Raw genomic sequence first — 21,020 nt, forward strand, 5'->3', positions numbered from 1 at the left:
CCTCGAAAGGCATCATGCATCCCCTCATCCCCACCGTCGATGATCTCGCCGCCGATGCGGTGACCCACCACTTCGACGACATGATCGCGCCGACCGGCCTCACCAACATGCTCGGCACGGTGCGCGTGGATCATGACCTGACCGCGGTGAGCGCCGTGCAGTTCCCACCCGTGTCGCAGGGACTCACCCAGACGGCGGTGCTGTTCGTGGACGGTCGACTGTTCGCCTCCTACGGAGCGCCCGTCACGCACGAGTGGCGTCCGGACCGGGTGGTGCGGCGGGCGACCGTCGGCGACCTGGAGATCGAGACCACCACCGTGTGCGTGCCGGGGAGGACGGCGGTCGCGATCGACATCGTCGTGCGCAACACCGGGGCGATGGACAGGGTGGTGCGACTCGGACTCTCGGCCGCCGCTCGGGCGACCCGCTCGGACACGGCCTGGCTCGACGCCGAGTCCCCCTCGGAGCGCGACACCGCGACCGTCGACGGCGAGCGCCTCGTGTTCTCCTCGGCGGATGGCACGGCGTGGAGCGTGCAGGGGATCGTGGGGGGATCCGCCGCCCTGAGCGGTGTCGCCGAGCTGCCGGACGCCTTCGACGCCGGCATCGGAGGCAACGGCCGCGGCGGAGAGCTCACGGTGTCGCTGGCCGTGCCGGCCGGAGGAAGCAGCCGCACCGGATACGTGCAGGCGATCGGGACCTCCGCGGCCGACGCCACTCACACCTTCAACCTCGTCACGGCCGACGTCCCCGGCGCGGTGACCGATGCCGAGGAGTTCTGGAACCGCCAGCTGCACGCCGCGTTCGACCCCGACGACGCAGAGTTCACCGGCGCGCTGCCCGTGCTCGAGACGACCTCCGCTCCGCTGCAGCGCCTGTACTGGTGGGCCGCTCTGGGCGTGATCTGGTTCCGCCGGGACTTCGCGGGCAACGTGCTCGGGCGCTCGTACGACACCCTGATGCCCAACTACTGGGGCACCACCACGTTCATCTGGGACTACAGCCTGAGCTCCGTGAGCCACGCGCTGCTCGACCCGGGCGAGATGCGCTCCCAGCTGCGGCACTGGATCTCCCTCGACATCCACTCGCACTTCGGCACCTCGTCCCTCACCGGCGGACCGGTCGGCCGGTGGTACTCCGTCAACGACTACGCGATGACGCGGCTCGTGCACGACTATGTGCGCTTCACCGGGGACACGGCGTTCCTCGACGAGGTCGTCGGCGGCCAGACCGTCGCCGAATCCGTCCGGGAATGGGCGACCGCCTGGAAGGACCTGCGCCGAGGGACACCCCTGGCCGATTACGGAGAGATCGACAACCTGCTCGAGTGCGTGAGTTCGTACACGCACGAGGTCGCGAGTCTCAACGCCGCGAACGTGTGGAGCATGCGCACGGCGGCCTCGCTCGCGGAGCTCCAGGGCGACAGCGCCTCCGCGGCCGACCTGCGCGCCGAGGCCGAGGCCCTGCTGCCCGCGGTGATCGCGCGCTACGTCCCCGGCGAGGGCATCTTCACCGCCGGACAGCCCGACGGCACGCAGCTCCCGGTCCGGCACTGCTACGACTTCAGCGTGGTCGGGACCACGATCGCCGACGACCTGACCCCCGGTGTGCGCGACGACATGGTCTCGTTCTTCCAGCGCGAGCTGCAGACCGACAACTGGATGCGCGCCCTCTCCCCGTGGGATGCCGATGCCAGCTACAGTCCGCGCCCCGACCACCAGTGGAACGGCGCCTACCCCGCCTGGCCTGCGGATGCCGGTCGCGCGCTCGCCGCCCTCGGTGCCCCCGAGGTGCTCACCTCCTGGGTCGAGGGCTTGTCGCGCACCGCGAACCAGGGCCCGATGGGTCAGGCGCATTTCGTGGAGGAGGCCGTACCCGGGATCAACGGCGGCGCCCGTAAAGCCCCGCCGCAGCTGCCGTACATCATCGACTGGTCGTGCTCCTCGTCCGGCGCCTGGATCGAGCTCGTGATCGACGCCCTGTTCGGCGTCTCGGTCGCGGCAGACGGGACGGTGCGCGCCGCCGGATGCGTCGCCGCTCTCGACCCGCAGGCGGTGCTGCGCGGGTTGCGCGTCGGCGAGCGCCACTACGACATCCACGCGTCCGGAAGCATCAGCGAGACCGCCGGCTGAACCGGCCGACCACCACGCAGTACCCACACGAACACGAAGGAGTGATCGAGATGAGAAGACGCATGATCGCGGCCGGCCTGGCCGTCGCCTCCCTGTGCGCGGGAGCCCTGTTCGCCGCCCCGGCGAGCGCGGCCGTCCCCGCCGGCGGAGGGCACGGCAACGGGCACGGACACGGCAACGGGAACGGGCAGTGCTCGCTGGTCGACAAGACGCTCACGGCGACGGCGAGCGTGAACCAGGATCTGACCGAGACGTTCACGACCTACGGGAACACCGGTGGGGAGTGGACCGGCGGTGACAGCACCTACTCGCTGCCCCTCGGCAAGGGGAAGACCGGCTGGTTCTTCTCGGACACCTTCCTCGGCACGGTGAACCCCGACGGATCACGTCCCACCGACTCGCCCTTCGTGAACAACTCCGTCGTGGTGCAGGACCGCCGCGGCGACCTCACGACCATCACGGGCGGCACGCCGGAGGACCCGGCCGGCATCATCCCGCCCGAGCCCGACGGCAAGTGGTACTGGATCGGTGACCCGACGCCCGGCCGTCACGGCACCGTGCAGGTTCCGCTGCTGCAGTTCGCGCGCACCGGCACCGGGCAGTGGGACTTCGCGTGGACCGCGAACCGGCTCGCGACGCTCGACGGGCGGACGCTGCAGCTCGACAGCATCGTGGATCTGCCCTCCGCGACCGGCATCAACTGGGGATCGTGGACGCTCGAGGAGCGCGGCACGACCTATATCTACGGCATCGCCGACCCCGGCGGGGTGCGCTCGGCCTACGTCGCCAAAGTGCAGGGCAAAGACGGTCTCACGGGCACGTGGACCTACTGGAACGGCACGGCCTGGTCGGCGTCCGAGGCTGATGCCGTACCCGTGGTGCCGTATGTGGCGAACGAGTTCAGCGTGGCCCGGTTCCGCGACGGCTACCTGCTCGTCACGCAGGACACCTCCGAGCTGTTCAGCACCCGCATCGTCGCACGCACCTCGTGCTCGCCGACCGGACCGTTCACCGACCCGGTCGAGCTCTACCGCACCCCGGAGACCGGCGCGCTCGGCAGCTACGCAGACCCCGACGTGTTCACCTACAACGCGCACGAGCACCCGAACCTGCGACACGGCAACCGCATCCTCGTGTCGTACAACGTGAACACCTTCGACAACGTCGGCGACGTGTACGACGACGCCTCGATCTACCGTCCGCGGTTCATCGACGTGCAGCTGAAGGTCACCGGATGACCGATGACCTTCCGGTGCTCCGGGGGCTGCTCGCCTCCGGAGCACCGCTCACCTGGGTGTTCACGGGTGACTCGATCACGCACGGCCTCATCCACACCCGCGGCGCCCGCACCTACGTCGACCACCTGCACGAGCTGATCCGCGGTGATGCCGGTCGGGTGCAGGACACGGTGCTCAACACGGCGATCACGGGGTGGCGGGCCGACCTGATCCTCGGCGACTTCCCGCGCCGTGTGACGCACTGGCGGCCCGACGTCGTCACGCTCATGATCGGCACGAACGACTGCACCACACAATGGCTCGACCCCGTGATCGAGGTGACGGCGTTCGCGGCCTCGATCACAGAGGTCGTCCGGCGCGTCCGGGACGACGGCGGGATCCCCGTGCTGCAGACCCCGCCGACCGTGGACCTGCATCACGCACCCGACCGCGCCCGCATCGGCGAGTTCGCGCAGGTGATCCGTGACGTGGCCGCGCGCGAAGGGGTGATCCTGGTCGACCAGCACGCCGCGTTCACCGCCTTCTCCGAGGGGACCGGCCCCGGCAACGACGACATGGCGTGGGGGCTGCTCGACGACGCGTTCCACCCGAACGCAGCCGGACACGCACTCCTGGCACTCGGGTGGGCCGATGCCCTCGGGTTCGACGACGCGTCCTCCCCCGTCCGCACGGACCTCGCCGCACGCGTGGCCGTGGCCCGGCATCCGCAGTGGCCGCCCGCGTGACGGTTTCCGCGCGGCCGCGTGCATAACTCCTCAAAAACGTGCGTGTTCGACGCCGGATGGCCGACTGCAGACCGAAACGACCCCGCATTTGAGGAGTTGTTCACGGCGACAGCGGCGCGCAACTCAGGAACAGCGTCGCCCTCCTGCCCGGATCGGCCCCCGCGGGCTGAATCGGCGCGACCTTTCCTGAGTTGTGAACCGCGGCATCGGGCGACAGCTGCAAAGCCGTTCGGGTGTTAGGTTTTGAGTCGGGTATCGAGGCGGGAGCGCAGCGGTGGACACAGGCGACACGGAGCAGCGGGGAACCGCGGCGGAGCAGCGCAAAGGCTACGCGAAGGGCCAGGCGCGGCGGCAGGCTATCGTCGACGAAGCGCTGGAGTTGTTCTCGCGCACCGGGTATCGAAACAGCTCGATGCGTGAGATCGCCCGGCGGGTCGGGCTCACGCAGTCCGGACTGATGCACCACTTCGCCGACAAGGAGGAACTCTTCGCCGAGGTGCTGCACCAACGCGACGAGACCGTCCGCGGAGCCGCAGGAGAGCCCGCCGAGCACACGCTCATCGATCAGGCCGGCAAGGTCGTCGCACACAACCAGTCATCCCGCGGCCTCGCATCGTTGTATGCGATCGTGTCGGCGGAGGCCTCCGACCCGGATCACCCCCTGCACGACGAGTTCGTCGACCGCTACCGCTCCGCAGCGGACCGGGCGGGAGACCTCCTCCGCCGGGCGCAGGAGGCGGGCGAAGTGCGCACCGACCTCGACCCGGACCTCGCGGGGCGGCTGATCAGTGCGGTGATGGACGGGATCCAGCTGCAGTGGCTGCTCGACGAGTCCGTCGACATGGTGCCGCTCTTCGAGGAGTTCGTGCGCGGATACTTCCTCCCGTCGGATGCGCCGGAGGAATCGCCCGCCGCGGAGGGGTGACAGGGATCAGCCCACCTCGATCGTGAGGCGCACCTCGCCGGCCTCCTGCGCATCCCAGGTCGCGCGCGGAATCAACACCCCGCCCCGCCGGTATCGTCGCGGCACAGGGGTCGTGTCGACGGGGCGTCCGTCGAGCAGCACGCGCCGCACACCGTGCCCTTCCCCCGTGACCCGGTAGGTCGCGACGACGTCTCTGCCCCCGCACCGTATCTGCGCCGAGGAGCCGTCGAACACCTCGGGGAGCACCGGGTCGATCTGGAGCCCGTGCACGGTCCACCGGCATCCGAGCACCTCTTCGACCAGGATCCGCAGGATGAGTCCCGGCCCGGACGAATACACGCGCCACCCTCCCTCGAACGAGAACTCCGGATCGAAGAGACGATCCGGGTGCTCCTGCGCCTCATAGCGGTCGGCGAACCCCGCATCGGAGGACGAGTAGTAGCAATCCGACTGCCGCGCCGCGGCTCCGGGCACAGCCGATCGCACCCCCTGCGGTATCAGCAGCTGCAATGCCTTCCACGCCCGCTCCGCCAAGCCGAGTCGCAGCAGCGCCTGCACCCACCGGATGTGGGCATGCGAGTACATGAGCCCGATCTCGCGCCCCCAGAACGACGCCGCCTCAGCCCGCAGGAACGTCCGCGTGACCCCACCGTGATAGGGAAGGGGCCGGTCGAACAGGTAGATGCCGGTGGGGCCGTCGAGGTGCCGGTCCACGAGGCCGAGGTGGTGCGAGGCCTCTTCGGGGGTGAGCAGTTCGTCGCCGATCGCGTGGATCACCTGCAGGGATCCGTGCCCGATGTGCGTCCGGTCGTCCGCGGGGTGCACGAGCGGCTCGAGCCCGTCCGGGGTGATGATCGAGTACCCGCACAGCTCCCCGTCCACGAGGAGGCGCTCGCGGAACGCGGTGCGCGTGCCGGCCGCGAGCGACGCCATCCGGTCGGCGAGGTCAGGGGCGGCATCGACGAGACGGGGTCCGAGCGTCTCGAGTGCCTTGATCTCCAGCTCGGTCGTCCAGGTCGAGCACAGCGAGGCCGCGAGGGCGGGGCTGGCGGGCTGAAGGGCGTCGTTCCAGTCTCCGTGCCCATAGGCAGGCAGGCGCGGGTCGGCGCTGCGGCGTGAGGCCAGTCGTCCGAACGCCGCCTCCACGTGATCGAGGATCGATGAGGGCGGCGACAGCTCGTCCGTCCCGACGGACGACACCGGCTCGTGCAGGATGCCGTCGTCCCCCGTCGCCTCCAGGTACTCCCCCAGCGCCAGGAGCGGCCAATAGACCACGTCGCCGTGGCTGTCCCGATGCCCGGGTGCACGGTGGTCACGGAGGTACTGGAACCACTGGGGCCAGTCACCGTCGGTCTGCTGCGCGGAGAACACCGTGAGCAGCACGTCGCGCAGCACTGCCGGACTGTCGGTGGCCAGGAGCAGTCCCACCGGTCCCTGACTGACGTCACGGGTACCCCATGCGCCGCCCGTGAACTGCTCGAGCCCTCGCGGCGCCTGGTAGTGAACGGCCGCGTCCGCGACGAACGACGGCAGGATGCGGTTCAGGCGGCGGATGCTCTCGTCATCGCCGTGAAGCTCGGGAGCACGCCACGGCGCCCCACGCTCACCCGCGTCCGCCTGATCGACGAGCACGATGCGGTGCCGGAACACCGTCCCCGCGGGATGGACGCTCGCCCGCCACCGGTCGTCGCGGCTGCGGCCGTCGGCGAACAGCGAGCCGTCCTCTCCGGGGGCCGTGATCGCATCGGCATGGGCCGATACGAGGAGCTCGATGGGCGGGCCTTCGACGACCTCCACCTCGACGATCAGCTCCCGCAGGCTCAGCGTGCTGACCACCTCGATGTGCCGTCCATCCCACCGATAGACCCAGCGGACCCGGGGGCCGTCGACGATCCACGCGCTCGGGGTGCCGAGCATCAGCCACGGGCCGGTGGTTCCGCGGACGAAGAGCCGCAGCCCATCGGCGCGCTTGAGCCCGACGGCGCTGCGCCGCACCGAGAGGAGCGGCGCAGCGCTGGCATGCCCGATCGTGAGCTGCGAGGCGAAGACACCGTTCATCCACGCCGTGGAGGCGACCGTGAGATCAGCGGGATGCGGGCCCGCCGACACCCGCGAGATGTGACCGTGCGGACGCATGACGGCACGCTCCTTCGCGCCGGACACGACGTGGCGGCCGCCCGCCCAGTACGCCCAGGCGCCGTCCGGCCCGTCTTCCACCCCCTCGGCGTGCGCGCCGCCCACCGCGAGGAAGTCCTCCTCGGACAGGTCCTCGACGATCGCCGTGCGCACCGGGCTGAAGAGCGTCGGCACGACGGCGGCGAGGGGTCCGAGCCGCGGCGGCTCCGTGCGCCACGGCGTTCCTCCATCGATCCCCTCCACGAACGCCAGGTCACTCGCGTCCGTCCTGCCGGCGTGGTCGTCCACGACCACGATGGGAAACCTCAAGGCACGGGTCTCGCCGCACGCCAGCGTCCGAGTCTCCGTCTGCAGGCCCAGCAACGTGTGCTCGCCCTGCAGGCGGCGGGACGGAAGGTCCCGCGAGAGATCGAGTCCTCCGTCAGGGAACGCCAGTTGTCGGGCATCCGTGCACCACCCCACCACCCGCTCGGTGCTCCCCACGGCCATCCACGGATTCCTCGGTCCCGGCATGCTCTGCCGGACGGCGAGCCACGCGACCTCCGGCTCGCCGAGCGGCTGGACATCGAGGTAGTTCGACACGTAGAACTCGTTCTCACGCAGGCTCTCGGCCGCGGTCAATGCCGGATCGATCAGGTGCACGACGTCCAGCGCGACCGGCTCGGACCCGGCGTTGCGGAGGTGGACGCTCCAGCCGGCGACGCCGTCCGCGGGGTGCTCCCACCACACCTGCCACTCCACTCCGCGGGTCGTCCCCGAGACCAGCGCCGAGCCGTCACCGCGAGCGACCCGGCCCTCGCACGCGGGGCCGGTGAGCGGATGCGCGTGCACCCCCTCCGCGCTGCGGAACCGGAGCCAGACCTGGTGCGGCCCCGGTTCGAGCTCGCTGGCCGGATACTGCAGCAGACTGAGGGGCCCGGCCTGCAGAGAGCCCAGGGCTCCTGCCGACGTGAACTGCGCTCGGATGACGGGGAGGGAGTAGTGCACTTTCCTTCAATCTCTCTGGGGTGTGGGCGGCGCGGCGACGATCACTTGATGCCGCTGGTGGCGATGCCCTCGATGATGAATCGCTGGAAGAAGAGGAAGACGACCAGGACCGGCAGCACGACGACCGTCGCGCCCGCGAGCAGCAGGCCGAAGTCCGTCGCGTTCTGCCCCGTCGACACCAGCGACAGCGCGACCGGCAGCGTGTAGGTCTTCTCACTGCTGGCGACGACGAGCGGCCAGAGGAAGTTGTTCCAGGAGCCGAGGAAGGTGAGGGTCGCGAGCGTGGCGATGGCGGGGCCCGCCAGCGGCAGGTACACACGGAAGAAGATCCGGAACTCCCCCGCGCCGTCGAGTCGCGCCGCCTCCAGGAGGTCGCGCGGAGTGCCCAGGAAGAACTGTCGCATCAGGAACACCCCGAACGCGCCGGCGAGGAACGGGATGAACAACGCCGTCAGCGTGTCAGCGAGTCCGAGATTGACCACGAGGACGAACTGCGGGATGAACACGACCAGCCCGGGGATCATCAACGTGCCGAGCACCGCGATGAAGATCGCCTTCTTGCCCGGGAAGTCCAGCATCGCCAGTGCGTACCCGAGCATCGAACAGAAGAGGATGTTGCCCGTGGTGACGACGACGGCCACGGTCGCCGAGTTGAAGAAGAACCGTCCGAAGTCGAGCCGCTCGAACAGTCGCACGAAGTTGTCGAACGTCGGGTTCGCCGGCCACCAGGTCGGCGGCGACGCGAGGAGCTCGCCCTGAGTCTTGAACGCGCCGAGCACCATCCAGAGGAACGGCATCACGACGATCACGAAAGCGAGGATCACCGCGATGTAGATCCACACCCGGTTCCGGGATGCGCGCATCAGCTCTTCTCCCTACTCACACGGAACTGGATGAAAGTGACGACGATGACGACGATGAACGTGATGTACGCCATCGCGCCCGCGAGCCCGAAGTTGCCGAATCCGAACTGCCGGTAGGTGTACAGCGACACGGAGAGGGTGCTGTTGAGCGGACCGCCGTCGGTCATGACGAACGGTTCCTCGAAGAACTGCAGGTATCCGATCGTGGTGGTGACGACGACGAACAGCATCGTCGGCCGCAGCGTCGGCAACGTGATGTGCCAGAAGCGCTTCCATGCACCGGCGCCGTCGAGGGAGCCTGCCTCCAGGAGCGACGGCGGCACAGCCTGCAGGCCCGCGAGGAAGATGATCATCCCGGTGCCGAAGTTCCGCCACACAGCCATGACGATCAGCGAGGCCAGCGCGGTGCGCTGGTCTCCGAGCCAGTGCGGCCCGTCGATCCCCACCCATCCGAGCACGGTGTTGATGAGACCGTTGTCCGGCTGATAGAGGAACTTCCACACCACCGCGACCGCCACGATGCTGGTGATCACGGGTGTGTAGAAGCCCACCCGGAAGAAGTTGCGGAAGCGCTTGATGCCCTTGTCGAGCACGACGGCCGCGAGCAGCGCCACCGCTATCGTCAGCGGGACCCCGACCGCCACGAACACGGCGGTGTTGGTGGCGGCGCGCAGGAACAGCGGGTCTCCGAGAGCCTTGGCGTAGTTGTCCAGGCCGACGAAGCCGACGTTGAACGGAGTCTTGATGTCGGTCACCCGAGTATCGGTGAAGCTCATGAACATCGACTGGAACACGGGCCAGACGGTGAAGACCCCGAACAGGAGGCAGAAGGGGAGGGCGAGGATCAGGCCCGCCCGTGCCTCGCTCGAGCGGAAGCTCCTGCTTCGACCCGAGCGAGGCTGCCGAGCGGCGACGGTCATTCGCCGCCGAACCCGATCGATGTGGCCTCCTGCTGCACGGCTCGGAGCGCCTCCGCCGGATCCGACCCGGTCTTGGTGACCGCCTCCACCTGCGCGTCGAGGCTCGTCGCGATCTGCTCCCACGTCGTGATCGACGGCGGTGCCTTCGCGGTCTCGAGCTGCGTCCCGAAGACGGCGAGCTTCTCATCCGACTTCAATGCATCGGTCGTCCATGCCCCCTTGACGGAAGGCAGGTCGCCGACGATGTCGAACCACGAGGCCTGGGTCTCCTCCTCGGTGAGGAACTGCACGAGCTTCCACGCGGCATCCCGGTTCTTCGTGTTCGAGAACACGCCGAGGTTCGAGCCGCCGACGAACGAGGCCTCCTTCTCGGCAGAGGGCATCACCGCGACGCCGTATTCGTCGGCGAACCCCTCGCCGCCCAGCGCTTCGACGCTGCCGATCATCCAGGGACCGGAGATGAACATCGGCACACGGCCATCGACGAAGTCCGCCTCCGTCGTGCCCTCGGTGGGGGCGCTGTCGGCGAGACCGTCGGTGAAGAACGACTGGTAATAGGACAACGCGTCCGCGTTCTCCGGGGAGTCGAACGAGAACTCGGTCAGGGCGTCGTTCGTGATGTCGCCGCCCGCCTGCCACATGAACGGGAGCAGTGTCTGCCAGGAACCGGTTCCGCCGGGCTGCAGGCTGATGCCCCAGTCCACTCCCGGCTGCGTCTTCATGGCGGCCGCCATGTCGTGCAGTCCGTCCCAGTCCGTCGGCGGCTCGGTGATGCCGGCGGCCTCGGCGATGTCGGTGCGGTAGAACACGACGCGGGTCTCGACGTACCACGGCACGCCGTAGGAGACGCCGTCCACCAGGTTCGTGGCGTTCGCGCCCTCGAAGAAGACACTGTCGTCGATCTGCGCGGGCACCGGGTCGAGCGCGTTCAGGCCGGCGAACTCACCCATCCAGGTCGTGCCCACCTGAGCCACGTCCGGTGTGGTGCCTGACGCGATCGCGGCGATGAACTTGTCGTGCGCAGAACCCCAGGGCACCGCGGTGACCTCGACGTCGACGTCGGGGTTCTGCTCCTCGAAGGTCTTCGTCAGCTCGTCGAGGTTCTCCCCCTCGGCTCCCATGGCCCAGACGGTGAGGCTGCCGGTGGCTGGTCCGTCGGAGATGTCCTCCGCTCCTGCGCCCTCCGCGGGCCCGGCATCCGCCCTCCCGCAGGCCGTCAATGTCGCCAGTGTCACGCCGACGAGCGCGAACGCCGCCAGTCTCTTGTTGATTCTCATGTGATCGCCTTCCGATCTGATGGGGTCTTGCTTCTCGTCGACGCCTGGCGGACGCTGCTCAGGCGCGTCCGGCACCGAACCTCTCGATACCGATGACCGGGCGGAGCCGGCTTTCGACGGCCCGCGTCGCGAAGCCTCGACGGACGACGCCGTCACAGAGCACGTTGCCGATCGCGCCCATCACCATCGCCTGATCGAGCGAGAGGTGACGACGGGCGACCGTGCCCGATCGCACGGCGACGGCGTCGAAGAAGCCGCCGCGCCCGTACGCGTCGAAGTCCCGCTGGATGTTCGCGAGGTTCGTGAACGCCTCCGCCGGCTCGTGCATCATCGCGAGGAACGCGGCGTGCGGGGTGACCACGCCGTCTCCGTACGTCGGTGTCGGGTTCGTCGCCGGCCGACAGTCGCCGAAGCCGGGGTCGAAATTCGTTCCCTCCTGGTCGGACAGGTAGCCGTCGGGATTGAGTCCGAGCGCGTCGACGCCGTACTCGCGGTACCCGCCTGCCGGGTTGCTCGACGGGCTGAACCCCCAATAGCCGTAGCCGGCCTCGTCGAGACCGTGCTCGCGCTGAGCCCGCACGTGCAGCGGGTGATTGCGCCCCCAGCTCCCGGGCGCCCACCGGGCCTCCGGCACGAACACGTCGGGCATGAGCTCCTCGAACATGCTGCCGCCCCAGCCCGGCACGATGCGCATCCCGCGGTAGGTGTACGCGCCTTCGTAGACGTCGAGACCGAAGTAGGTGCGACTCTCACCCACGGGCTGCATCTCGTGCCACGACCAGTCACAGGAGGCCGGGAAGGTGCGCCAGGACGCGTAGTACTGCTTCCCGGGGATCTGTCCCGTGATGATCCCGAGATAGGTGGTGATGCGCGTCTCGGACACCACGGTGTCGTAGTGGTGCGTGGTCAGCCACACCGGTTCGCCGCCGACGTGCGTGCCCCGGTAGACGCCGCCCGGCCGGTCGTGGTCGAAGGGGAAGAAGCCGCCGTGAAGGAGTCCGCCCTCGCGCACCGGGTGCTCGGAGTCGCTGTTGTCGTTGTAGAACGCGTCCCACCGCATCCGGTCGAAGACCTTGGACGCCCAGCGCGCCGCGCCCCGATCCGCGTTCTTCACCGTGAGCAGCGCGGCACCCAGCCATCCGTTGTCGACGCTGGAGCAGAAAGGATGGATGACATCGCCCGAATCGGGCCACGTGCGCAGCGCCGTGCCCGTGGCTTCGTCGTACCAGTTGTAGTACATGCCGCTCGGGGCGTGATGCTCCATGCGGTCGAGGGTCTTCAGGGTGCGGATGAGACGCCCGGTCGCTTCGCCCCGTGAGATGAGGCCGAGCTCTCGGGCGACGAGCGTCGACCACAGATATCCACCGATGTTCGTCGGAGACGTGTAGCCGGAGCGCTCCCCGGCGCTGAGTCCCTCGGTGATGTTGTCGGCGGGGAGGCCGGTGCGCGGGTCGGTCATCGCGACGAGGCTCCGCCAGGTGTCGGCCGCCCAGCCCCGCACCTGGCGCGTGTCGAATCGGCGCGTCTGCGCGTTCAGGCCGCCGCGAAGAAGAGCGGGCGCCGCGACCGGCGACTCGACGGGTGCGGCAGCAGCCGGGAGCGCGGGGGTCATCGCGACGGTCGCGAGCGAGGCCGCTCCGGCCACGAGAAAGGTGCGCCGGTCGAAGGCTCGACGGTCGTTCATGTGCTCTGCTCCGTTCCACAGGACAGCTCTGCCCCGCTCAGGCGACGCCTCGCTGCGCCGTGCACCGACCATAGCGCAGAAAACCGTTCATGTGAACGGTTTTCTCTCGACAACCCCCATTCCGGGGGATCCGTCGACCCGTGGCGGGATCCAAAACGCGCCGGACGCGGTCTTCCACGGAGCGTTTTTGCACCCGCAATGCACGCCGAACCCGCGCCGGTAGACTGGACATGCCCCGCCGGCCCCTTCCCTTGGAGTGCGCGTGACCACCGCCCCTGCACCTTCCCCCCAGCACGTCCCCGACTCCGTCGAGAACGCGATCGCGACGCCCGAGAAGGAGCAGCCCTACGGGGCCCTCGGACTCAAGCCCGATGAGTACGAGCGCATCAAGGAGATCCTCGGCCGCCGGCCCACCTCGGGCGAGCTGGCGATGTACTCCGTGATGTGGTCCGAGCACTGCTCCTACAAGTCGTCGAAGAACTACCTGCGCCGCTTCGGCCAGAAGGTCTCCGACGAGATGAAGGAACGCCTCATGGTGGGCATGGGCCAGAACGCGGGCGTCGTCGACGTCGGCGAGGGCTGGGCCGTCACCTTCAAGGCCGAGTCGCACAACCACCCGTCGTTCATCGAGCCCTTCCAGGGTGCGGCGACCGGCGTCGGCGGCATCGTCCGCGACATCATCTCGATGGGCGCCCGCCCGGTCGCGGTCATGGACGCCCTGCGCTTCGGTGCGGTCGACCATCCCGACACCGCCCGCGTCGTGCATGGTGTGACCAGCGGCATCAGCTTCTACGGCAACTGCCTGGGCCTCCCGAACATCGGCGGCGAGACGGTCTTCGACGCCGTCTACCAGGCCAACCCGCTCGTGAACGCGCTCGCGGTGGGCGTGCTGCGTCACGAAGACCTCAAGCTCGCCAACGCGACCGGCGTCGGCAACAAGGTCGTCCTGTTCGGTGCCCGCACGGGTGGCGACGGCATCGGCGGCGCGAGCATCCTCGCCTCCGACTCCTTCGACTCCACCGGGCCGACCAAGCGCCCCGCGGTGCAGGTGGGCGACCCCTTCGCCGAGAAGGTGCTGATCGAGTGCTGCCTCGAGCTGTACCGCGGCGAGCTCGTCGAGGCGATCCAGGACCTGGGCGCCGCCGGTATCTCCTGCGCGACCAGCGAGCTCGCGGCCAACGGCAACAGCGGCATGAAGGTCTCGCTCGACAACGTCCTGCTGCGCGACCCCACGCTCACGGCTGAGGAGATCCTCATGTCGGAGTCGCAGGAGCGCATGATGGCGATCGTCGCGCCCGAGAAGCTCGACGCCTTCCTCGAGGTCGTGAACAAGTGGGAGGTCGAGACCTCCGTGCTCGGCGAGGTCACCGGTGACGGACGCCTCATCATCGACTGGCAGGGTGAGCGCATCGTCGACGTCGACCCCTCGACGGTCGCGGTCGACGGCCCCGTCTACGACCGCCCGGTCACCTACCCGACGTGGATCGACGCCCTCCAGGCGGACGCCGCCGAGAACCTCCCCCGCTCGAACGACCCGGAGACACTGCGCGAGCAGTTCCTCGACATCGTCGCCTCGCCGAACCTCGCCGACACGAGCTGGATCACCAACCAGTACGACTACTACGTGCTCGGCAACACTGCGCTGAGCTTCCCCGACGACGCCGGCATGATCCGCGTCGACGAGGAGTCCGGCCTCGGTTTCGCGGTCTCGACCGACGCCAACGGCCGCTACTGCCAGCTCGACCCGTACGCGGGCGCGCAGCTGGCCCTCGCCGAGGCGTACCGCAACGTCGCCGTCACCGGCGCCGTGCCGACCGCGATCACCGACTGCCTCAACTTCGGCTCTCCCGAGAACCCCGAGGTCATGTGGCAGTTCGGCCAGACGGTCGACGGCCTGGCCGACGGATGCTACGAGCTGGGGACCCCGGTCACCGGCGGCAACGTCTCGTTCTACAACCAGACCGGCGACGTGCCGATCCACCCGACCCCGCTGGTCGGCGTGCTCGGCATCATCGACGACGTCTCGCGCCGCATCCCCTCCGGATGGCAGGACGAAGGGCAGAACATCTACCTGCTCGGCACCACCTCGACCGAGCTCTCCGGTTCGGCCTGGGCGGACGTGGTGCACCAGCACCTCGGCGGTCTGCCGCCTGCGGTCGACCTCGCGGCGGAGAAGCGCCTCGCCGGTCTGCTCTCCGCAGCTCGCGACGAGTGGCTGATCTCCTCGGCGCACGACCTCTCCGAGGGCGGCCTCGCGCAAGCTCTCGCCGAGGGCGTCATGCGCTTCGGCGTCGGCGCCCGCGTCTGGCTGAACGAGATCCTCGAGCGCGATGGGGTGGATGCCGCATCCGCGCTGTTCTCCGAGTCGACCGGCCGCGTGCTGGTGACCGTGCCCCGTGAGGACGACGTGAAGTTCCGCGGCCTCTGCGAGGGACGCGACTACCCGGTGATGCGCATCGGTGTGACGGACGACGAGGGTGCGAAGCTCGAGGTCCAGGGCGTCTTCACCGTCTCGGCCGACGAGCTCCGCGAGCGCTCGCAGGCCACGCTCCCGTCCTACTTCGGTCCGACCGTCACGGAGGTCAGCGCATGAGCGACAACCTGAGCGAGGACTACGGCGACCTCGGCGAGAAGCGCAACCGGCGCATCCGCATCGTCGCGTGGACGGTCATCATCGCGCTGATCCTCGCCGGTGGCGGCGCGACGGTGCTGACGCTGCTCCTCGGCTGAGGCTCAGCGCCGACATCACGGCACGCGCGCGACTCAGCGCGTGAAGAGGTACCGGATCAGCTCGATGATCCCGCCGGGTCCGTGGCTCTCGCGGCCGAGCGACTCCACGATGATCGCCCCGAGGATCGCCCGACCGATCTGCGTGACGGGCGCGTCTTCCGGCAGCTCGCCGTCGCGGATCCCGCCGCGCAGACGCTCGGAGAGATGCTGCTCGACGCCGAGGCTCCCTCCGAGGTGAGCGCCGACCGCGGCATCCTCCGCGGCGGCGGCGACCAGCGACTGCAGCAACGCCTGACCCTGCGTCGTCTCGAGGATTCGGAAGACCGACTGCAGCCAGGCCTCGACGTCGGCGAACAGGTCACCCGTGTCGGGCACGACGAAATCGACGGGGATGAGGCGCCCGTCGACCATGCAGTCCGCGATCAGGGCACCCCGCGACGGCCACCAGCGGTAGATGGTCTGCTTGCCCACCCCGGCTTCCTTGGCGATGCCCTCGATCGTGAGCCGGTCGTACCCCTGGGCGTGGAACAGGCGGGAGGTCGCGTCGAGGATCGCTTCGCGCGCCGCGGTGCTGCGCACGGGCCCGCTGCGATGCTCGTTGACCATGGACTCAGGATAGCCACAGATCCCTAGACGAGACGTGCCGTATGATCTTTGGGTCTGAAGGAGACCACTGTGGCATCACTGCTGTACCGTCTGGGTTCGTTCGCTGCGCGCAAGGCCTGGACGGTGATCGTCTCGTGGGTCGTGATCCTCGGCCTCGGCGTCGGTGCCTTCCTCACCCTCGGCGGCACGCTGAGCAACAGCTTCGACATCCCCGGCACCGCCTCGGGCGCCGTGATCGAAGAGCTCGCCGACAAGCTCCCCGACACCGCCGGCGGCACCGGCACCGTCGTCTACCGAACCGAAGACGGATCCCCGTTCACCGACGAGCAGAAGCAGGATATCTCCGACCTCGCCGTGAGCGCGGAGGACCTCGACGGCGTCGCCCGGGTGATCGACCCCTTCGACGCGCAGCAGCAGCAGGACGAGCAGGCGCAGAAGCTCGCCGACGGTCAGGCGCAGATCACCGACGGCCGCACGCAGCTGGATGCGGCCCAGACCCAGCTCGATGACGGCAGGGCTCAGCTCGGGGCCGGGATCGCGCAGCTCACCGCCGCCCGCGCCCAGGCGGAGCAGTCCGGAGCCGGCCCCGAGCAGCTGGCCGCCCTCGATGCGCAGCTGGCCGCGCTGAACGCACAGGCGGCCGAACTCGAGGCCCAGCAGGCGACTCTCGCGTCGAAGAGAATCGAACTGGACGAGAACTCCGATCAGGTCGAGCTGGGCACGACCCTCCTCGCCCTCTCGGACGGCATCGGCGTGGTCTCCGAAGACGGATCGACCGCCATCGTCAACATCTCCTTCGTCGACCCGCGTCTCGAGCTCTCCGAAGAGGTGAAGCAGGGCGCGATCGAGCACTTCGAGTCCGCACCGATCGACGGCGTCGAGGTCGACTTCGGCACCGACATCGCACAGGGCGTCCCGGAGATCTTCGGCGTCGGAGAGGCTGTCGGTCTCGCGTTCGCCGCGATCGTCCTCATCGTGATGCTGGGCTCGCTCCTCGCCGCCGCCCTCCCGATCGTCACGGCCATCGTCGGTGTGGGCGTCGGCGTGACGGCATCCCTTGCGTTCTCGGGCGTGGTGAACATGGCCTCCGTGACCCCGGTCCTCGGTGTCATGCTCGGCCTCGCGGTGGGCATCGACTACTCCCTGTTCATTGTGAACCGACACCGCAAGCAACTGCTCGCCGGTGTCCCGGTGCGCGAGTCGATCGGGCTCGCGACGGGAACCTCCGGCACGGCCGTCGTCTTCGCCGGCACGACCGTGATCGTCGCCCTCCTCGCCCTCAACGTCACCGGCGTCCCCTTCCTCGGCCTCATGGGAACGGTCGGCGCGGTGTGCGTCGCGGTGGCCGTGCTGGTCGCGATCACCCTCGCCCCCGCCATCCTCGGCCTCGTCGGTCCGCGCCTGCTCAGCCGTCGCGCGCGCGGCACGATCGGCGAGGAGCACGCCGCGGGCAAGCCGGTGAAGCGCATGTCGACGCTCCGAGCCGTGGTCACCGCCGTCGTGAGTGTCGTCGCCCTGCTGATCATCGCGATCCCCGCGATGTCGATGCGACTCGGACTGCCGGACGGTTCGAGCGAGCCGAGCGACTCCACCAGCTACCGCGCCTTCCAGACCGTCGACGAACAGTTCGGCGCGGGCGCGAACGGCCCTCTGCTCGTCACCGCGACCCTGGACGATGCGGTCAGCGACGACGACGTGCTCGCCACGCAGGTCACGATCGCGCAGGCCATCGCCGACCAGGATGACGTGGTCGCCGTCGCACCGATCGCGACCTCCGACGACAACACCCTGCTCGCGTTCCAGGTCGTGCCGGAGGAGGGACCGAACAGCGCGTCGACCGAGACACTCGTGCAGGACCTGCGCTCGATGCCGGCGATCGACGACGGGATCACCCTCGGTGTGGCAGGTCAGGCCGCGATCAACATCGACATCTCGGAAGCCCTGGCGGGAGTCCTGCCTCTGTACCTCGTGGTCGTGGTCGGGCTCTCCCTGCTCATCATGATCGTGGTGTTCCGGTCGCTGCTCGTGCCGATCATCGCCACGGGCGGGTTCGTCCTCTCCCTGTTCGCGACCTACGGGCTGATCGTGGCGGTGTTCCAGTTCGGCTGGGGCGCCGAGATCATCGGACTGCACAGCACCGGACCGATCCTGAGCTTCCTGCCCGTGATCCTCGTCGGCATCCTGTTCGGGCTCGCCATGGACTATCAGCTGTTCCTCGCTTCCGGCATGCGCGAGGCGTATGTGCACGGGGCCTCGGCGCGGGATGCCGTCGCCCAGGGCTTCCGCGCCGGCCGCTCGGTCGTGATCGCCGCCGCGCTCATCATGGTGTCGGTGTTCGGCGGGTTCATCTTCTCGGAGTCGACGATCATCCGCTCGATCGGATTCGGGTTGGCGTTCGGGGTGCTGCTCGACGCCTTCGTGGTGCGGATGCTGCTCATGCCCGCCCTCATGCACCTGCTCGGACGCTCGGCGTGGTGGCTGCCGCGCTGGCTCGACCGCCTGCTGCCGAACGTCGACATGGAAGGTGCCGCGCTCGAACGCGACCACCCCGGCATGAAGGCGGTGGCCGTGCCGACCACGACCGACTCGGTACCGACGCGAACCCCGACGGTGTAGCTTCTCCCGCCGTTCGAATCGCGTGAATGGTTCGATCCCGGGGCCGTATCGAGCCCGTTGCGCGATTCGAGCCGAGGGCAGCCCCCGGTGCCTAGAGTGGTCGAATGACCGCCGACGCCCGTGATCGCCTGCTCGCACTGCGCGCTCGGGCCGAGGCGCGCGTGCAGGCCACCGCTGCGACGCTCGACGAGCTCACGCACGACCGTGAGGGCTCCAACGACGACGACGAGCACGACCCCGAGGGCGTCACCCTGTCGTCGGAGTGGTCGCGCCTGACCGGACTCGCCGAGGCCGCGGCATCCGAACTCCGGCAGGTCGACGACGCGCTGGTCCGGGTGGATGCCGGAACCTACGGCCTCTGCGCGAACTGCGGACGCCCCATCCCCGCCGGCCGCCTCGAGGCACGGCCCTTCGCCGAGTACTGCGTCGCCTGCGCCGAGAAACTCGGAGGCTAGCCCTGCCGTGCGCGGCGATCCCCAGTAGCATCCCGTCATGCCCATCACCCTCGAGAACGTCGGCATCGCGGTCCGCGACCTGGAAGCCACCATCTCCTTCTTCACCGACCTCGGTCTCACCGTGCTCGGTCGTGACGAAGTCAGCGGAGAGTGGGCGGCGACCGCCGTCGGGCTCGACGGCAACCACGCCAAGATCGCGGTGCTGCAGACACCGGATGGACGCGGCCAGATCGAGCTTTTCGAGTACATCCACCCCGATGCGATCGAGACGGACCCGACGCTTCCGAACGAGATCGGGATGCACCGTATCGCGTTCTCCGTCGACGACATCGACGGGTCCCTCGCCATCGCCGCCCGCCACGGATTCCACCCGCTCCGCGGCGTCGCGACATATCAGGACCTCTACAAGCTCACGTACCTGCGCGGCCCGAGCGGCATCCTCGTGATGTTCGCGCAAGACCTCACGAAGAGCTGACCGCCGCCGTTGCGGGATCAGAACCGCACCGGAAACCCCCGGCGGAGGCGCGTTCTCGATCCCGCAACGAAGCGTACGGGGTGCCGCCCGGCTCTCCGCGATCCGCCTCAGACGGTGGCGACGGCCGCCGCGATCGCCGCGCCCAGCTCCGTCGTCTTTGCCGTGCCGCCGAGGTCCGGCGTGAACGGTGCCGCCTCCGCGCCCCGGGCCAGCACGTCTTCGATCCCGGCGAGCACGGCGGCTCCGGCCTCCGGATATCCGAGGTGCTCGAGCATCATCGCGCCGCACCAGATCTGGCCGATCGGGTTGGCGATACCCTGGCCCGCGATGTCGGGCGCGGAGCCGTGCACCGGTTCGAAGAGGCTGGGGAAGACCCCTTCAGGGTTGATGTTGGCGCTCGGGGCGATGCCGATCGTGCCGGTGCAGGCGGGTCCGAGGTCGGACAGGATATCGCCGAACAGGTTGCTGGCCACGACCACGTCGAACCAGTCGGGGTGCAGCACGAAGTTCGCGGTGAGGATGTCGATGTGGAACTGGTCGCGGCGCACGTCGGGGTAGTCGGCACCCACCGCGGCCACCCGCTCGTCCCAGTACGGCATCGAGATCGAGATGCCGTTGCTCTTGGTCGCCGAGGTCAGGTGCTTCGCCTCGCGGCGCTGCGCCAGGTCGTACGCGTAGCGCAGCACCCGGTCGACGCCGGTGCGGGTCATCACGGTCTCCTGCAGCACGAACTCACGGTCGGTGCCCTCGAACATGCGTCCGCCGATCGAGGAGTACTCGCCCTCGGTGTTCTCGCGCACGACGTAGAAGTCGATGTCTCCGGGGGCGCGTCCGGCGAGCGGGGAGACCACCCCGGGCATGAGCCGGACCGGGCGCAGGTTCACGTACTGGTCGAACGCCCGGCGGAACTGGATCAGGCTCCCCCACAGGGACACATGGTCGGGCACCACATCGGGCCAGCCGACCGCGCCGAAGAAGATCGCGTCGAATCCGCGGAGAGTCTCGAACCAGTCGTCCGGCAGCATCTGTCCGTGACTTTGCCAGTACGCGGCACTCGCGAAGTCGAACTCCTCGAACTCGAGCGCGATGCCGAAGCGGGCGGCCGCGGTTCGCAGCACCCGCAACCCCTCGGGCATGACCTCGGGGCCGATGCCGTCTCCGGCGATCACGGCGATGCGGTGTGTGGTCGTCATGGGTGGTTCCTTCCGGGATATCCCCTGCTCCGGTCGCGATATGTCACCTGATTCGGTC

General features: G+C 69.0%; 16 protein-coding genes. 9 read left to right on the forward strand and 7 right to left on the reverse strand.

Going from position 1 to position 21,020, the window contains the following annotated elements; translation table 11 throughout:
* The first annotated feature begins 14 nt into the window (after positions 1-14).
* The 4 genes from L978_RS13155 to L978_RS13170 all read left to right on the forward strand — a co-directional run bounded on the left by L978_RS13155 (position 15) and on the right by L978_RS13170 (position 5,020).
* Positions 15-2,132 carry a hypothetical protein gene (locus L978_RS13155; RefSeq protein ID WP_197055667.1) on the forward strand — a complete coding sequence of 706 codons (2,118 nt, stop codon included), beginning with the start codon at positions 15-17 and terminating at the stop codon, positions 2,130-2,132.
* A 50-nt stretch (positions 2,133-2,182) separates the two neighbouring features.
* Positions 2,183-3,370 (forward strand): DUF4185 domain-containing protein, encoded by a 1,188-nt coding sequence (locus tag L978_RS13160; RefSeq protein ID WP_047523758.1) that lies wholly within the window; start codon positions 2,183-2,185, stop codon positions 3,368-3,370.
* Positions 3,367-4,095: an SGNH/GDSL hydrolase family protein gene (locus tag L978_RS13165; protein ID WP_047523683.1), complete on the forward strand. Its 729-nt coding sequence runs from the start codon at positions 3,367-3,369 to the stop codon at positions 4,093-4,095. Before L978_RS13160 ends, L978_RS13165 begins: the two co-directional genes overlap by 4 nt.
* Positions 4,096-4,369: 274 nt before the next feature.
* Complete coding sequence (locus L978_RS13170; protein ID WP_047523686.1) at positions 4,370-5,020, forward strand: TetR/AcrR family transcriptional regulator; 651 nt, start codon at positions 4,370-4,372, stop codon at positions 5,018-5,020.
* Between the two features lie 6 nt (positions 5,021-5,026).
* Here the strand turns inward: L978_RS13170 and L978_RS13175 are convergent, their stop codons facing one another.
* From L978_RS13175 to L978_RS13195, 5 genes are read right to left on the reverse strand one after another with little or no spacing between them, the layout of a single operon-like run.
* Complete coding sequence (locus L978_RS13175; protein ID WP_052193714.1) at positions 5,027-8,143, reverse strand: hypothetical protein; 3,117 nt, start codon at positions 8,141-8,143, stop codon at positions 5,027-5,029.
* A 41-nt stretch (positions 8,144-8,184) separates the two neighbouring features.
* Positions 8,185-9,006, reverse strand: coding sequence for a carbohydrate ABC transporter permease (locus L978_RS13180; RefSeq protein WP_047523687.1), 822 nt, complete (start codon positions 9,004-9,006; stop codon positions 8,185-8,187).
* The gene (locus L978_RS13185; RefSeq protein ID WP_081997053.1) at positions 9,006-9,926 is read right to left on the reverse strand and encodes a carbohydrate ABC transporter permease; all 921 of its coding nucleotides are present in this window, start codon (positions 9,924-9,926) and stop codon (positions 9,006-9,008) included. Before L978_RS13185 ends, L978_RS13180 begins: the two co-directional genes overlap by 1 nt.
* A complete protein-coding gene (locus tag L978_RS13190; RefSeq protein ID WP_047523761.1) occupies positions 9,923-11,203 on the reverse strand; it encodes a sugar ABC transporter substrate-binding protein in 1,281 nt (426 codons plus the stop codon). The genes L978_RS13185 and L978_RS13190 overlap by 4 nt, the downstream gene beginning before the upstream one ends.
* Before the next feature lie 58 nt (positions 11,204-11,261).
* Positions 11,262-12,887 (reverse strand): glucoamylase family protein, encoded by a 1,626-nt coding sequence (locus L978_RS13195; protein WP_047523688.1) that lies wholly within the window; start codon positions 12,885-12,887, stop codon positions 11,262-11,264.
* 262 nt (positions 12,888-13,149) lie between these two features.
* On the opposite strand from L978_RS13195, the gene purL reads away from it, so the two are divergent.
* A complete protein-coding gene (purL, locus tag L978_RS13200) occupies positions 13,150-15,480 on the forward strand; it encodes a phosphoribosylformylglycinamidine synthase subunit PurL (RefSeq protein WP_047523690.1) in 2,331 nt (776 codons plus the stop codon).
* Positions 15,477-15,617 carry a hypothetical protein gene (locus L978_RS18980; protein ID WP_165875457.1) on the forward strand — a complete coding sequence of 47 codons (141 nt, stop codon included), beginning with the start codon at positions 15,477-15,479 and terminating at the stop codon, positions 15,615-15,617. The genes purL and L978_RS18980 overlap by 4 nt, the downstream gene beginning before the upstream one ends.
* A 33-nt stretch (positions 15,618-15,650) precedes the next feature.
* On the opposite strand, the gene L978_RS13205 is transcribed toward L978_RS18980, so the two are convergent.
* Positions 15,651-16,223 (reverse strand): TetR/AcrR family transcriptional regulator, encoded by a 573-nt coding sequence (locus L978_RS13205; RefSeq protein WP_047523691.1) that lies wholly within the window; start codon positions 16,221-16,223, stop codon positions 15,651-15,653.
* Between the two features lie 69 nt (positions 16,224-16,292).
* Here L978_RS13205 and L978_RS13210 point away from each other — a divergent pair, with 69 nt between their 5' ends.
* The 3 genes from L978_RS13210 to L978_RS13220 all read left to right on the forward strand — a co-directional run bounded on the left by L978_RS13210 (position 16,293) and on the right by L978_RS13220 (position 19,769).
* Positions 16,293-18,839, forward strand: a complete 2,547-nt coding sequence (locus L978_RS13210; RefSeq protein WP_052193717.1) for an MMPL family transporter — start codon at positions 16,293-16,295, stop codon at positions 18,837-18,839.
* Positions 18,840-18,943: 104 nt separating this feature from the next.
* The gene (locus tag L978_RS13215) at positions 18,944-19,294 is read left to right on the forward strand and encodes a TraR/DksA family transcriptional regulator (RefSeq protein ID WP_047523696.1); all 351 of its coding nucleotides are present in this window, start codon (positions 18,944-18,946) and stop codon (positions 19,292-19,294) included.
* Positions 19,295-19,331: 37 nt separating this feature from the next.
* Positions 19,332-19,769, forward strand: a complete 438-nt coding sequence (locus L978_RS13220) for a VOC family protein (protein ID WP_047523697.1) — start codon at positions 19,332-19,334, stop codon at positions 19,767-19,769.
* 107 nt (positions 19,770-19,876) lie between these two features.
* Here L978_RS13220 and L978_RS13225 read toward each other — a convergent pair whose 3' ends face one another.
* Entirely contained in the window at positions 19,877-20,962 is a 1,086-nt protein-coding gene (locus L978_RS13225; RefSeq protein ID WP_047523700.1) for a tartrate dehydrogenase, read from the reverse strand.
* Between the last annotated feature and the right edge of the window lie 58 nt (positions 20,963-21,020).

The organism is Microbacterium sp. ZOR0019 (assembly GCF_000800925.1).
Taxonomy (GTDB): Bacteria; Actinomycetota; Actinomycetes; order Actinomycetales; family Microbacteriaceae; genus Microbacterium; species Microbacterium aurugineum.